Genomic DNA, 14,460 nt, shown 5'->3' with positions numbered 1-14,460 from the left:
TTATCTTGGCTGGTCGCTTACAATATACAAAAACGACAGCCGGTCTTGCACCGGAATCCATGCGCCGACGCCTTGCGTCATCACATTTTTGACGACAATTTTCTTTTTATTCCCTTTTAGTACGATGTACACTTCTCCATACGTTACTTTTCCTTTTTCATTGACCGCTGGACTAAACGCATACAAATAGCCAAGTTTTTTCACCGGCACTTGGTATGGCTGGTCTTTTTTCGTGCCGATGCCGATGACTGTGCTAAATGATAGCGGCAAATTCGTTTTTTTCATCGCCGTAAGGAGCATCATTTTTTTCACTGCTTCCTCATTCGGCACTGGCGCTGTTAACCCGCCCCGGATATGCTTTTGCATTTCTTGTTTATAGTACAGCTTTTGTGCAGTATTGCCGCCGCGGTTGTCTAAAAAATTCGTATTCACTTTTTGGTATTCCCAATTCGTCGACGTTTCTAGCGACTGATAGTTCAATGGCCACTGTCCTAAATAAATTGTCGCCCGATAGCCGAACGCAAACGGGGTGCTAGATACCGATGACTCGTTTAACAATCGAATAAGTTCAGGATTTTCAATTTTGACGTTCGCCGTTTCAATTAGTTGTTTGGCAAACGGGCTCGGCTGCAAGTATGGCAAATCTTGTGTCGGATTTGGATACGTGTTTTCTTTTGAAATATCAACAGGCGTTGCTGCGATAGCTAGCGCTGGTGAATAAGCAACTAACAAACTTATCGCACAAGAAAGCATCCATTTTCTCATTGCATCTACCCCTTTCTATTGCTCTCTTCGTTATTTTTTTCAAAAAAAGCGCATTTATCCATCAAAAATACAAAAGACTTTTTATTTTAATATTTAAAATTTTCTAATAACATGTTATACTATGTACACATGTGCTGTTTTTCCTCCTATTTTTTATAGGAAAAGGACTCTGCCGTCTGACAGAGTCCTCTTTTTTTTACAGCAAATAAAAGCCAATTCCCATAATCGTATATGCCGCAAGCAATGTCGCTCCTTCAAACCAGTTCGTGTCGCCATCGTTGGAAAGAACGATCATAAGTAGCACTGATGTCGCCATCGCCACTAACTCTGGGAGAGAGAACACTAGCGGCATGCTTGTCGGAAAGAAAAGCGAGATAAGCACTAAGACAGGGGCGACAAACATCGCGATTTGTAGCGTCGAACCGATGGCAATTTCCACTGCCACATTCATTTTGTTTTTATATGCCATAATGATAGCAGAAGCGTGTTCTGCCGCGTTGCCGACGATAGCGACGATAATAATCCCGATAAACAGCTCGCTCCAACCAAACGACTCGGCAACCGTTTCAAACGTATGTACGAGCTTTTCGGAAATATACGCAACGGCAAGCGTCGCAAGCGCTAAAATGGCAATTGCTTTGCCTTTTCCCCACTCCGGTTCTTCATGTTCTTCTACTTCGTCTGATTTATGTTGGTATACCCCACGGTGCGTCACTAATTTAAAATAAAGCGCAGCTACATATAAAATAATCATAATAACAGAGATGCCAACACTAAGCGACAACGTTTCTCCCTCTGACATATGTAAAGAAAACACTTCGGGAATGACAAACGCCACTAAAATCGCAAACGTTAACAATCCGGCGTTATGGCGAGCGTCATAGACATTAAATTCTTGCCGCTTATATTTAAGTCCGCCGACGAAAAATGACAGTCCGGCAACTAATAATAAGTTTCCTAATACTGAACCGGTTAGCGAGGCTAAGACAACTCCAACAAGTCCTGCTTTGAGCGCAAAGACGGAAATGATGAGCTCTACTGCATTGCCAAACGTGGCATTTAACAACCCGCCAATGCGCGGTCCAGCAACGATCGCCAAACTTTCCGTTGCTCTCCCCATGTAGCTTGCCAATGCAATGATCGTCACGCAATATACCGCAAACATGACGACGGAAGGCCAATGAAAAAGACCTCCAAGGATAGAAAGTGGAACACCAGCTAAAACGAGCAGCGCAAACACTTTATTCATCGTTATTCTCCGACCCCTTTTTAATTTCAAATGTTTCTGTAATACGAATGCATTCCTCGACCGACCGAACAATCGGACAATTTTTCCGCGCGACTTCTAGCGATTTTGCTACTTTTTCTTCCGTTAGCCCTTCTCCCCCGAGCACGAAATGAAGATGAATCGCTTCGACGCGATTTGCCTCTCGCTCATTGCGCGTTACATTGGCATGAATCGTCATATTTTTTACATGAAGCCGCTTTTTTTCTAATATTTTTCTTAGCACTCCACCGCTGCACGCCGCAACCGAGGAAACGAGCAACTGATACGGCCGGAAACCGTGTGCTTCATCTCCAGCTACGTGCAACTCTCCATATTCCAACGTTGTCCGAAAGCCGACTTCTTTCATCGTGAATTCCATATCGCTCACTCCTTTTTTCTTGTCTTTCTCCCGCAAACTATGTACGATGATAATCGGTGCACTTTTAACAAACGGGGGAATTTGTCATGCGACTTTTTATTTTAGTTAGTGTTGTCGCCATTTCTGGGTTATCGCAAGGGATGCTCCTTCCACTAATTTCAATTTTATTAGAGAACCATGGTGTTTCTTCTTCCATCAATGGGGTGCATGCGACGGCAATGTATATCGGCATTTTGCTCGTTTCCCCGTTTATGGAAAAACCGATGAGAAAATATGGATACAAGCCCATGATTATACTAGGTGGTTTTATTGTACTATTATCGCTCGCCCTTTTTCCACTATGGAAGTCGCTTTTCTTTTGGTTTATCTTGCGTTTTGTCATCGGAATCGGCGACCATATGCTTCATTTTGCCGTTCAAACGTGGATTACCGATTTTTCCCTCCCGCATCGCCGTGGGCGAAACGTGTCGCTCTATGGGTTATCTTTTGGCATCGGATTTGCCATCGGACCGATGATTGCATCGTTGGTTGAAAAAAATGAGGCACTGCCGTTTTTCGTTTCTTCTTTGCTTAGTGTAGTTAGCTGGGCAATGGTGTTTTTGTTACAAAACGAACGCCCAGAACCGGCACAAGATGCACCTAAAAGCGCAACTCATCGTTTTGCAGAAACGTGGAAATATGCGTGGACAGCGCTGTTGCTTCCATTTACTTACGGATTTTTAGAAGCCTCCATCCACGGCATTTTTCCAGTCTATGCGCTTCGTGAACATTTATCGGTGCAACAAGTGGCGACCTTGTTGCCCGCCTTTTCCATCGGCAGCATTTTGTTTCAACTGCCGCTCGGCATGCTAAGCGATCGTTTCGAGCGAAAACGTGTCCTCGTCGGTTCTTTATGGATTGGAGTTGCAAGTTTTATTAGTGCTCTATTTTTCCTTCACTCAATCGTTTTATTCTTTTGCTTTTTTGTTGCTGGCATGTTTGTCGGTTCCCTTTTCTCGCTCGGGATTACCTATATGGCGGATTTGCTCCCGAAACATCTATTGCCGGCGGGCAATTTACTTTCCGGCATTCTTTACAGCATCGGCAGCATGTGTGGACCGTTTTTTATCGGCTGGATGCTTCAATACGAGCAACGCGGGAGCTTTTTTCTCACCATTAGTTCTCTTCTTTTCTTCGTTTCCATCGCACTGTTTTATACCAAACGAACCGAGGTTGCTGCAAAGTGACCTCCATTTTTTTTTGCCTATTTTTTTAAAAAAGTGTTGACCGATTTTTTTATTCTGTTATATAATACAAATAACAAATAAATAACCTGTTTTAAAACAGAATAAAGGAGCGAGGAACGATGAGTAGAGCGGAACGGAAAAATATGATTGAGTTTATTGAGAAAGTCAAAGGCATTGCTAGAGAGCAGCTTATGTACATGACCGATGCAGAAATTGAGCACATTTACAACCAAACATACTACCATTACGAAGAAATTGCAGAATGAAAGGCTGTCGGGGGCGACAGCCTTTCTTTTTTAATGGTATCCGTTTTGTCCGTTCGCGCTACCGCTTGTTTTATGCGTTGGTTTATGCTTTCCTTTTTGCTTTGTTCCGCCATCTTTTTTTGTTTTTTTCGTCATCCTTACACCCCTCCTCTAACCGGCTACACCGATTAATATCTCCCCGTTTCCTCACATTTATCCTCGTTTTCGTCCTTCGCGCCGGCAGGCAAAAATCGCATTTAACTCCCCTCCAAGCACGATAATCATGCCCGATAAATAAAACCAGATGAGTAAAATGATAATTCCACCGAGACTTCCATACATCGACGTATAACTCGTAAACGTTCCGACGTAATAAGAAAATGCAAGCGATGCCGCAATCCAACCGATCGTCGCAAAAAGGGCACCGACGTACACTTCTTTACAATGTAGCTCTTTATTTGGAGCAAAGTAATACAATGCCGTAAATACGATAAATAAAATAAGAGCACTAACTGTCCAACGCAACGTATCCCAAAGCGCTAGAAAAACGGAAGAAACCCCCAGCACGGAAGATAAAAAAAGCCCGATTGCCTTGCCGAACACAGGAAGGAGTAGCGCCACGACAATGACAAGCATCATCCCAAATGTCAGTACAATCGACATCCCTCGTGCGACGAGAAACGACCGGCTTTCTTCCACGTCGTATGCGCGATTTAGTGCCCGAACAATTGCGTCAATCCCGTTAGAAGCTGACCATATCGCGCCAATAATCCCTAGTGACAGTAGCTTGCCGTTTTGATGATTCATCACATAGTGAATGTTCGTTTCAATGAGATCAATCGCTTCTTTCGGGGCATACTGCCGGACGATGGTAAGCACATCTTCGTGCGGAATCGGCAAATACGCTAGTAGCGTCAATAAAAAAATTAAAAACGGAAAGAGGGAAAGAAGGAAAAAGTACGCTAACTCCGCTGACAACCGCGATACTTCATCTTCTTGAAACCGTCGGATTAGTTCACGGATAAACGTGAGATTAACCATCACTACTCCCCCTTTCGCCTAGTTTTATAGTCCTTTTTCTTTTTTAATCGTCTCAAGCAAATGACGACATCCCTTTTGAACTAATTCATATACTTCCGCAAAATTGCCTGTATAATACGGATCTGGTACATCGGTAAGATCGCTGTCTGGAACAAAATCGAGCAGCCGACCGATAAAACCTGTTTTCGTATATCCCGCTAGCCGGCGTAAATTTCCGAGATTCTCCACATCCATCGCAATAATGTAATCAAACGTCCGCAAATCTTCTTCCGTAATTTGTCTCGCACGAATCCCTTCAAACTCGATGGCGTTTTTTTGTAAAACTTCCTGTGTGCCGCGATGTGGCGGCTTGCCGATGTGCCAATTTCCCGTTCCTGCCGAATCAATCGAAATTTTATCCGTTAATCCTTCTTTTTTTACAAGATCACGAAACACTGCCTCTGCCATCGGCGAGCGGCATATATTTCCTAAACAAACGAACAACACTTTCACCATTGCCAATTCCTCCTCTCGCTTTTCATTATAAACAAAAGATGTACCGACATGCATCCCTATGGTACAATAGGCGGTAACAAACAGCGGAAAGGAAGAACGAACGTGGACTTATCGAAAAAATCGCCAGAAAACATCGCATATATGATTGAACAGCTGAAAGAAAAGCTAAAGGTGTTAAACTTCTCTGTTTTAAAACCATCACATTTCGATGATGAACTGTACGAAGAACTAAAAGACATTTATGACCTCGTCATGAAAAAGCAGTCGTTCAGCCCGAGCGAAATGCAAGCAATTGTGGAAGAGTTAGGGAACTTACGAAAAAAATGAGAAAGATGGCGCTGCCGTCTTTCTTTTTTTCTTTTTCGTTGCGATAACATAGTAGAACGTCCTTCACCATTTAACGATTTGCACATATGATATGACGAAGTCATATTATAAGGAAGGTGGACAAACATGGAATACGCCATTACCCGCGACTATATTCAAATCGGCAACGCCCGCTCCGGTCAAAAACTGAAAGAAGTAAAATTTATTGTCAGCCACTCTACTGGCAATCCTGGCTCGACCGCTTACGCCAACCGCAACTATTTTGACAAACGACAACCATCCTCGTCGGCACATACCTTTATCGATGACAAATATATTCTTGAAATCATTCCGTTAGACGAAAAAGCGTGGCACGTGTTATACAACAAGCCTACCGACAATCAGCTGTTCGGGGTGGATGCAAACGATGCTGCCATCGGGGTGGAGCTTTGTTACGGAGGAACGATTGATTTTTCCGAAGCATATAAACGGTACGTCTGGTATCACGCCTACCTCTGCAAAACGTTCCGACTTAATCCGAAAAGGCACATTGTATCCCATCATACACTTGATCCCGAGCGAAGAAACGACCCGCTCGATGCGTTTCGCCTTTACGGAGTGACATGGGGTAGTTTTATCCAAGATGTCGTCGATGCGATGACACCTGCTAGTCAATCGAATAAAAACAATCCCGCAACACCAGTCGTACAAGGTACAACCGTTCGGTTGCCGCTCAAGCTCGGAGATAAAGGGATGTTTGTGAAAGAAATTCAACAAGACCTTATCCGCATCGGCTTTCCGCTTCCAAAATACGGAGCAGACGGCACTTTCGGCGACGAAACAGAAAATGCCGTCATGGCATTTCAAAAAAAATACAGCTTGCACGTAGACGGCATCATTGGCCAAGAAACGTTAGGAAAATTAACGGAAGTCGTCAACCAAAAACTCCGCCAAGAACCATTCCCATTACCAAACAAACTATTAAAAAGAGGGGACAAAGGGGAAGACGTGAAAATGTTACAACGTGCCTTAAAACACCTCGGCTTTGACCCGAAAGCAATTGATGGCGTATACGGCGAACAAACGGAAGACGCCGTACGGCGTTTCCAATCGATGTACGCCGCACTGCAAGACGACGGAATATACGGACCAAATACACGAAAGTTTATGCGCATGGAATTGGAACAAAAAAAATAACCCCTTTCTTAAGGGGGATTTTTTTTTAAAAAAATAATTCCTATCGAAAAACTAGGATTGACTTTTGTTCGAATTATGTTAAAATTTTAGTCAATTACAAACTTATCAAGAGCAGGGAAAGAACTATGGTAGTCAACTATCACTTAACGCCTAACAGTTTTTGAAGTGGAAAAAAACCCGTCTTCCGCCTTTCCGAAATGGGAAGTTTTTTTATTACTAATTAAGGGGGGATTATCTTGCTTACGTATCACACATGGGATGTGGAAAAACCGTCATTTCCAAGCGACAATGACACAAAGGGAGCGCTTGACGTGTTGCTCTGGGCATATGATCATTATCAAGACAACATTGTCTACGCCTGCAGCTTCGGCATTGAAGGGATTGTGCTTATTGACCTTATCGCCAAAGTAAGACCAGATGCGGAAATCGTCTTTTTAGATACCAATCTTCATTTCCAAGAAACGTATGAAACGATTGAAAAAGTGAAGAAAAAATATCCATCGCTTCGCATTGTCATAAAAAAACCATACCTCACGCTCGACGAGCAAGCCGAGCAATTCAGCGCAGAATTGTGGAAAAGCAACCCGAACCAGTGCTGTCAACTACGGAAAATTATTCCGCTCCGCGAAGTATTAACAGGGGTCACTGCCTGGATTTCTGGCCTACGGCGTGAACAATCCCCGACGCGTCAACATGTCGAGTATATTAACAAAGATGAAAAATTTCAATCGATTAAAATTTGCCCCCTTATTCATTGGACATGGAAAGATGTCTGGAACTATGTGTACAAACACGAATTGCCATATAACGTACTGCACGACCGCGGCTATCCAAGCATCGGCTGTGAACCATGTACCTCCCCTGCTCTCGACATGAGCGATTTGCGCTCAGGAAGATGGGCTGGAAGGGGAAAAACAGAATGCGGCCTGCATGAATCATAGGGAGGAGAATGAAGATGTTAACCATTGCTTTTCTCGTCTCCTTCTTTTTCGCGATGAATATCGGCGCAAGCGGTGCGGCCGCTGCTATGGGTGTCGCCTACGGAGCGGGAGCAATCAAGCGAAAACACGTCGCCCTCCTTCTTTGTGGCCTTGGCGTATTCCTCGGCAGCCTTGGTGGCGGGGAAGTTGTGAAAACGATCGGATCAGGCATTATTCCCTCCTCCATACTGACCGTCAAAATTGTCATTATCATTTTAACGGCGGCAACTATTTCACTATTTGCAGCAAACATCATGGGAATTCCGTTATCGACAAGCGAAATTACCGTCGGCTCAGTCGTTGGGGTTGGCATTGCTTACGAGGCGCTTTATGTATCGAAACTATTATTTATCGTGTCCATTTGGGTCGTTGTTCCAATTATTGCTTTTACATTGACATTGATTATCGGCAAATGGTTTTTAGCGTTAAAGCGCAAATACCCGCAAGTCGAAAAAGGGAAATGGCAACAAAGCTTTATGGCGCTATTGATTGTCGCTGGCTTTTTTGAAGCGTTTTCCGCAGGAATGAACAATGTCGCGAACGCGGTCGGACCACTTGTCGGTGCAGGGCTTATTTCCATCACAAAGGGAACGATATTTGGAGGATTGTTCGTTGCTCTGGGCGCGCTATTACTTGGCAGACGTGTACTCGAAACAAACGGAAAAAAAATTACGCGCTTTTCGCCGTTTGAAGGATGCGCCATTTCCGGAACAGGAGCAATTCTTGTTATCATTTCTTCCGTTTTCGGGCTTCCTGTGCCACTAACACAAATTACGACATCAGCCATTATCGGAATTGGCACCGCCAAAACAGGATTTTATATTTGGCAAAAACGAATCGTCATCCAACTATTAAAAGTTTGGTTCGTTTCACCAATTTTCTCGCTCGTTATCTCGTATAGTTTAGTAAAGTTATTGCTTGATAGCGACTTATACACTGTCATCGCCATCTTTAGCGTCTGCTTAGCGACAATAGGGGTCATTAGTTTAAAAAAGACGATCTCCGAAGAAAAACGGTCGCTTCACGAAAATGGCGGCGGTATTTAATCTTAATTCCTAGTTATCTTATAAGTTTTATTAAACAAGGAGGAACACAAAATGAGTGTAAGCATCCCACACGGAGGAACGTTAATCAATCGCTGGAATCCAGATTATGTAGTTGATGCCATTGAAAAAGAAATTGAATTGAGCAATGCTGAACTAAGCGACCTTGAGTTGATTGGCATCGGCGGCTATAGCCCACTTACCGGGTTTTTAACGAAAACGGATTACGATGCAGTCGTCGAAACGATGCGCCTTGCTGATGGAACGGTATGGAGCATTCCAATCACGCTTGCCGTCAGTAAAGAAAAAGCAAACGAACTAGCTGTCGGAGAAACAGTAAAGCTTGTTTACGACGGCGACGTCTATGGCGTCATTGATATTCAAGACATTTACGTACCAGATAAACAAAAAGAAGCAATTCATGTATATAAAACAGATGACAACAACCATCCCGGCGTCAAAAAACTTTTCGAAAAACCGACCGTTTATATCGGCGGACCGATTACGCTCGTGAAACGAACCGATAAAGGACGGTTTTCTGCTTTTTATTTTGATCCAGCAGAAACGCGGAAACGCTTTGCCGAGCTTGGCTGGAATACCGTTGTCGGCTTCCAAACGCGCAACCCAGTCCATCGTGCACATGAATATATTCAAAAATGTGCACTTGAAATTGTCGACGGTTTATTTTTAAACCCGCTCGTCGGTGAAACGAAAGACGATGACATTCCAGCGGATATCCGCATGGAAAGCTATCAAGTTTTGCTCGAAAATTATTATCCGAAAGACCGTGTCTTTCTCGGTGTCTTTCAAGCAGCGATGCGCTACGCTGGTCCGCGTGAAGCGATTTTCCATGCAATGGTGCGCAAAAATTTTGGCTGCACGCATTTCATCGTCGGCCGCGACCATGCCGGTGTCGGAAACTATTACGGCACATATGATGCGCAAAAAATCTTCTTAAATTTTACACAAGAAGAGCTTGGCATTACTCCGCTCTTTTTCGAGCATAGCTTTTATTGCACAAAATGCGAAGGAATGGCTTCGACAAAAACGTGCCCACACGATCGTGAATACCATGTCGTCTTGTCAGGAACGAAAGTGCGAGAAATGTTGCGGGCAGGCGAAGTACCGCCAAGCACGTTCAGCCGCCCAGAAGTCGTGCAAGTACTCATTAAAGGGCTTCAGCAACGCGAAGCTGTTTCAACGACGAAGTAAAGGAGGAAGACTATTGGCAAATATCGTTTGGCATCACACGGCCATCACAAAAGAAGACAGACGCTTGAAAAACGGTCATCATAGCGCTGTTTTATGGTTTACTGGATTATCTGGTTCGGGAAAATCAACGATTGCAAACGCGGTATCCAAAAAGTTGTTTGAACTTGGAGTACAAAATTATGTACTAGATGGTGATAACATTCGCCACGGCTTAAATAAAGATCTAGGCTTTTCCGCGGAAGACCGAACAGAAAATATTCGCCGCATTGGGGAAGTGGCAAAACTATTTGTCGACAGCGGACAATTTGTGTTAACCGCTTTTATCTCGCCATTTGCCCGTGACCGCCAGCTCGTTCGGCAACTATTAGCAAACGACGAATTTATCGAAATTTATGTGAAATGTCCATTAGAAGAATGCGAGAAACGCGATCCGAAAGGACTATATAAAAAAGCGCTGAACGGGGAAATTCGTGAATTCACTGGTATCGACTCCCCGTATGAAGAACCGATTTCGCCAGAGTTGACGATTGAAACGCACCACCATTCGCTCGAGCAATGCGTGGAACAAGTCATCGCTTATTTGCAGCATCAGCAATTCATTCACATCGCACATTAGTTTTTGTTTGTTCACGAGTGTTTATTATCCATTATTTTGGCTCTTCACCACAAGTTGTACTTGATCATTTAAGATAGGTGTGCATAGAGAAAATAGAGGGTACAAAAAATGCGAATTTTCCTGTATGGTAAAGGTGACCAAACCAAACCATTGGAGGAAAATTCGCATGTACTCTCAGTTTATCAAAGAACTCATCGATTTACCAGATGTTTTGATTCAAAAGGTACGAAAAGAAGAAGAACGTTGGATTTTCGAACTTTCTCTGCCCGAACAATGCCCGTTATGTCCTGTCTGCTTGAAGCGCACGATCAAAATGACATGCAAAAAGAAGCAATGGATGCATGGCTATGCTCAGCGAATCGGAATTTTTTGGATTGAACTTCCTGTAGAGCGCAGACGTTGTGGTACGTGTGGCATGACATTCAGCACGTCTTATCCAGCCATCGCTCCTCGAAGTGTGGCGACGGATGCTTTTCAGCAATGGGTCGCGCAATCTTGCATCGGAACATCCATTCAGGCAGTGGCTCGTATGCTCAAGCTTCCTTACACGACCGTTGAACGTTGGTTTTATACTCATGCCCCTTCCTTCCTATCGAATGAAATCCAACCAAAGGCGGTTTGTGTCGATGAGTTTGCTTTTCGAAAAGGGCATGACTACGGAGTGGCGATCATGGATGCCGAAACGGGAGAAGTGTATGCCATTGAAGCAGGAAAGAACGAGGAAGCCATTGGACGTGCGTTGGCTCATGTGTCTGGTTCTGTTCAGTATGTCGTGAGCGATTTGGCTCCAGCGATGAAAAAAGCGATTCAAGGGATTTGCCCAGAGGCGACACATGTGGTCGATTATTTCCATGTCATTCAGCTGTTTACAGATGCTTTAGAGCGTTGTCGCAAATATTTAGACAAAGGAGGCAAGAAACATGGAAATGTTCGTTACGTTTGTCGTTTATTGAGCCAATGTCCAGAGAAGCTTATAGAGGAAGAACGTCAAATTGTACGAGAATGGTGTAATGAAAGCGATTACTTAAAGTCTGTCTACCAATCGCTCCAACATTTTCGCTATGTGTCCAAAAGCAAAGACGTGCAACAGGCGAAACGACGTTTGGAGGCTTGGATTCATCGGTATTCGTTTTGTCCTTGTTCGGTTGTGCGTGCCATCGCAAAATCACTCGTCAAACGAACAGACGAAATCATATCGTGCATTTTATCGCCTTATTCGAATGGGAAAATGGAGGGAACGAATAACAAGATCAAGCTGATTAAACGTCGAGGATACGGATACAGAAATATCCAACGTTTTGCATTGCGGGTTCGGTTAGAAACAGCTAACATACTTTAATGGCAGGGGCAAGTACATCTTTTGGTGATGAACCATTATTTTACCAAAAGCACAGAATTATGTAGATGAACACAAGCCTTTCTGCCTCTTCTCTCGAACAAGAACGCCGGCGGGCAAATGTGATTTGTCCGCAAAGCATTCATTGTTCGAGGAGGGCATGCTAATACTCCCAGTCGGCAAGCAAACCCCTTGCCGAACTACGGCAGAAAAGCTAGGAATAAGGAGAAATCAACTGGTTTTTAATGGTTAATCAACACGCCTGTTGTTTGTTGACGTTTTTAACACATTCGTTGATGTAGGCAAAAAAACTCGTTATGATAATGTAAACAAAAGGCAACCTGCACGTCGGGTTGCTTCTTTATACCTATAAATTTTTTATGAATTAGCCGAGAACACTGGCGACTTCAGTCATGAGATGAATCGGCTTCGGACAAGGCGTGTCTTTTGACACGTCAATTTCCCGACATATATTAACTTGTCAATTAACAAAATCACTCGTATATACGTTGAATTTTTGTGTTACATTCAGTTGATTATTTTCCATATTATACTACATCAACTCGTATTGAGAGGAAAGCGGAAACGAAAAACGGGAAATTCTTTAGTGCAACTTGTATAGAAAAGAAAGGGCGGAACGAAAATGGGCAAAGTATATTTAGTCGGAGCAGGTCCCGGTGATCCAGAATTGATTACTGTGAAAGGCTTAACATGCATTCAACAGGCAGACGTTATTTTATATGATCGCCTCGTGAATGAACAGCTATTGACGTTTGCGAAAAAGGAGGCGGAACTTGTTTTTTGCGGCAAACTGCCGGGATACCATACGATGCAACAAGAAACGATTAACCATTTTCTCGTTCACCATGCGAAAAAAGGGAAAATCGTGGTACGATTAAAAGGTGGCGACCCGTTCGTTTTCGGCAGAGGCGGCGAAGAAGCCGAAACGCTTGGGAAGCACGGCATCGAGTTTGAAATCGTTCCCGGCATTACAGCAGGCATTGCGGCGGCCGCTTACGCCGGTATCCCTGTCACCCATCGCCAGTTCAGTGCAAACGTTGCTTTTATTACAGGGCATCGACAAGACGGAAGCAATGAAGAAAGATGGGAAAGCCTTGCAAAAGGCATCGATACAATCGTTATTTATATGGGCATGAGCAACTTGCCATACATTCGCGACCAACTCATCAAACACGGAAAGCCACCGTCTACTCCAGTAGCAGTCATTCAATGGGGGACATTGTCTGAACAGCGTACGGTGACTGCAACGCTAGAAACGATTGTCGAAGCCGTCCAGCAAAATAAGTTAGAAAACCCAAGCATCATTATTATTGGTGAAGTTGTCGCACTTCGTCATCGCATTCATTGGTTTGAGCAACTATCGTCGCTAGCAACAGAAGCATTGTCAACTACCCCGCGACTAAAGTCGTGGGCTTGAATGACCCGTGTTGACTAGCTCATGTGTTATCCCTTCAACGATTGAATGGATACGTATACAAGCGAAACTTGCCCAAATTTCATGAGGAGGATAGTATGCAAGCTATTTTATATATTTGCCACGGCAGCCGCGTAGCGAAAGCACGCGAAGAAGCCGCCCTATTTATCGAGCGATGCAAGCAAAAAACTGCTTGTCCGATTCAAGAAATTGCTTTTCTTGAACATGGAGAGCCAACAATTGAAACAAGCATCGACCGTTGCGTACAAAAAGGTGCTACATCCATTATCATCATTCCGATATTATTGCTTGCGGCAGGACATGCAAAACAAGACATTCCTGCCGCCATCCAACGTGCAAAACAACGCCACCCGTACCTCACATTTTCTGTGAGCGAACCATTTGGCGTCCACGACAATATGATTAATATTATTATCGAGCGAATTTTAGAACAAGCCATTCCTATCAATGAACGGTCAGTCGTATTGCTCGTCGGCCGTGGAAGTAGCGATGTTGATACGAAGCAGGACATGGAAGCAATCGCAAGGAAATTGCAACAACGGAACATTTCCGCTGTAGAGGTTTGCTTTCTTGCTAGCGCTAAGCCGTCCATTACCGACAGCTTACAACAACTAAACCATTCTTCTTATGAAACGATTTTCATCGTCCCGTATTTGCTTTTTACTGGCGTACTCATGAAAAAAATAGAAGCAATGATGCAAATGCTTCCTCAAACGAGCAAACGATGGATATTATGCCACTACCTCGGGTATCATCCACTTCTCGAAGAACTTGTACGAGAAAAAATAACGCAGCAACTCTCTTTGCAAAAAAGCTGACCACTATCTATTTTGTTTTGAATAGGCAAAGCACCCTATCTTGTTGTATCATGGAGAATAGGAAGATGAGGAGGGGTT

16 protein-coding genes and 1 pseudogene are annotated in these 14,460 nt (G+C 43.7%); 12 read left to right on the top strand and 5 right to left on the bottom strand.

Annotated elements, in window-relative coordinates:
• The 3 genes from GFC30_RS04175 to GFC30_RS04165 form a co-directional block, all read right to left on the bottom strand.
• Window positions 1–765: a YfkD famly protein gene (locus GFC30_RS04175; RefSeq protein WP_066323039.1), complete on the bottom strand. Its 765-nt coding sequence runs from the start codon at window positions 763–765 to the stop codon at window positions 1–3.
• A gap of 196 nt (window positions 766–961) precedes the next feature.
• On the bottom strand, window positions 962–2,014 hold the full coding sequence (gene cax / locus GFC30_RS04170) for a calcium/proton exchanger (protein ID WP_066323038.1): 1,053 nt from the start codon (window positions 2,012–2,014) through the stop codon (window positions 962–964).
• Window positions 2,007–2,411: an OsmC family protein gene (locus tag GFC30_RS04165; RefSeq protein ID WP_066323037.1), complete on the bottom strand. Its 405-nt coding sequence runs from the start codon at window positions 2,409–2,411 to the stop codon at window positions 2,007–2,009. Before GFC30_RS04165 ends, cax begins: the two co-directional genes overlap by 8 nt.
• Before the next feature lie 86 nt (window positions 2,412–2,497).
• Here GFC30_RS04165 and GFC30_RS04160 point away from each other — a divergent pair, with 86 nt between their 5' ends.
• The gene (locus GFC30_RS04160; protein WP_066323036.1) at window positions 2,498–3,637 is read left to right on the top strand and encodes an MFS transporter; all 1,140 of its coding nucleotides are present in this window, start codon (window positions 2,498–2,500) and stop codon (window positions 3,635–3,637) included.
• Between the two features lie 119 nt (window positions 3,638–3,756).
• A complete protein-coding gene (locus tag GFC30_RS04155; protein ID WP_066323035.1) occupies window positions 3,757–3,903 on the top strand; it encodes a BH0509 family protein in 147 nt (48 codons plus the stop codon).
• A 192-nt stretch (window positions 3,904–4,095) separates the two neighbouring features.
• Here the strand turns inward: GFC30_RS04155 and GFC30_RS04150 are convergent, their stop codons facing one another.
• Window positions 4,096–4,926 carry a YihY/virulence factor BrkB family protein gene (locus GFC30_RS04150; RefSeq protein WP_066323034.1) on the bottom strand — a complete coding sequence of 277 codons (831 nt, stop codon included), beginning with the start codon at window positions 4,924–4,926 and terminating at the stop codon, window positions 4,096–4,098.
• A gap of 21 nt (window positions 4,927–4,947) precedes the next feature.
• Entirely contained in the window at window positions 4,948–5,418 is a 471-nt protein-coding gene (locus tag GFC30_RS04145; RefSeq protein ID WP_066323033.1) for a low molecular weight protein-tyrosine-phosphatase, read from the bottom strand.
• A gap of 102 nt (window positions 5,419–5,520) precedes the next feature.
• Here GFC30_RS04145 and GFC30_RS04140 point away from each other — a divergent pair, with 102 nt between their 5' ends.
• The 10 genes and pseudogenes from GFC30_RS04140 to GFC30_RS04100 all read left to right on the top strand — a co-directional run bounded on the left by GFC30_RS04140 (window position 5,521) and on the right by GFC30_RS04100 (window position 14,382).
• Window positions 5,521–5,745, top strand: a complete 225-nt coding sequence (locus GFC30_RS04140) for a DUF1128 domain-containing protein (protein WP_066323032.1) — start codon at window positions 5,521–5,523, stop codon at window positions 5,743–5,745.
• 126 nt (window positions 5,746–5,871) lie between these two features.
• Window positions 5,872–6,372: pseudogene (locus tag GFC30_RS17450) on the top strand (peptidoglycan recognition protein family protein); the annotation flags it as partial.
• Window positions 6,373–6,381: 9 nt separating this feature from the next.
• Window positions 6,382–6,921, top strand: coding sequence for a peptidoglycan-binding domain-containing protein (locus GFC30_RS17575; RefSeq protein ID WP_338012314.1), 540 nt, complete (start codon window positions 6,382–6,384; stop codon window positions 6,919–6,921).
• A gap of 236 nt (window positions 6,922–7,157) precedes the next feature.
• Complete coding sequence (locus GFC30_RS04130) at window positions 7,158–7,862, top strand: phosphoadenylyl-sulfate reductase (RefSeq protein WP_066323030.1); 705 nt, start codon at window positions 7,158–7,160, stop codon at window positions 7,860–7,862.
• Between the two features lie 14 nt (window positions 7,863–7,876).
• A complete protein-coding gene (locus GFC30_RS04125; protein ID WP_066323029.1) occupies window positions 7,877–8,947 on the top strand; it encodes a sulfate permease in 1,071 nt (356 codons plus the stop codon).
• Between the two features lie 51 nt (window positions 8,948–8,998).
• A complete protein-coding gene (gene sat, locus GFC30_RS04120; protein WP_066323028.1) occupies window positions 8,999–10,156 on the top strand; it encodes a sulfate adenylyltransferase in 1,158 nt (385 codons plus the stop codon).
• 13 nt (window positions 10,157–10,169) lie between these two features.
• Entirely contained in the window at window positions 10,170–10,772 is a 603-nt protein-coding gene (gene cysC / locus GFC30_RS04115; RefSeq protein ID WP_066323027.1) for an adenylyl-sulfate kinase, read from the top strand.
• Between the two features lie 166 nt (window positions 10,773–10,938).
• Entirely contained in the window at window positions 10,939–12,111 is a 1,173-nt protein-coding gene (locus GFC30_RS04110; RefSeq protein WP_066322967.1) for an ISL3 family transposase, read from the top strand.
• 640 nt (window positions 12,112–12,751) lie between these two features.
• Window positions 12,752–13,546: a uroporphyrinogen-III C-methyltransferase gene (cobA, locus tag GFC30_RS04105; RefSeq protein ID WP_066323026.1), complete on the top strand. Its 795-nt coding sequence runs from the start codon at window positions 12,752–12,754 to the stop codon at window positions 13,544–13,546.
• A 95-nt stretch (window positions 13,547–13,641) separates the two neighbouring features.
• Window positions 13,642–14,382, top strand: coding sequence for a sirohydrochlorin chelatase (locus tag GFC30_RS04100; RefSeq protein WP_066323025.1), 741 nt, complete (start codon window positions 13,642–13,644; stop codon window positions 14,380–14,382).
• The last annotated feature ends 78 nt before the right edge of the window (window positions 14,383–14,460 follow it).

The sequence above is a fragment of the Anoxybacillus amylolyticus genome, assembly GCF_001634285.1.
GTDB classification, from domain to species: domain Bacteria; phylum Bacillota; class Bacilli; order Bacillales; family Anoxybacillaceae; genus Anoxybacteroides; species Anoxybacteroides amylolyticum.
Note: the sequence above shows the minus strand (reverse complement) of the source record. Positions and strands in the feature narration are given on the sequence as shown.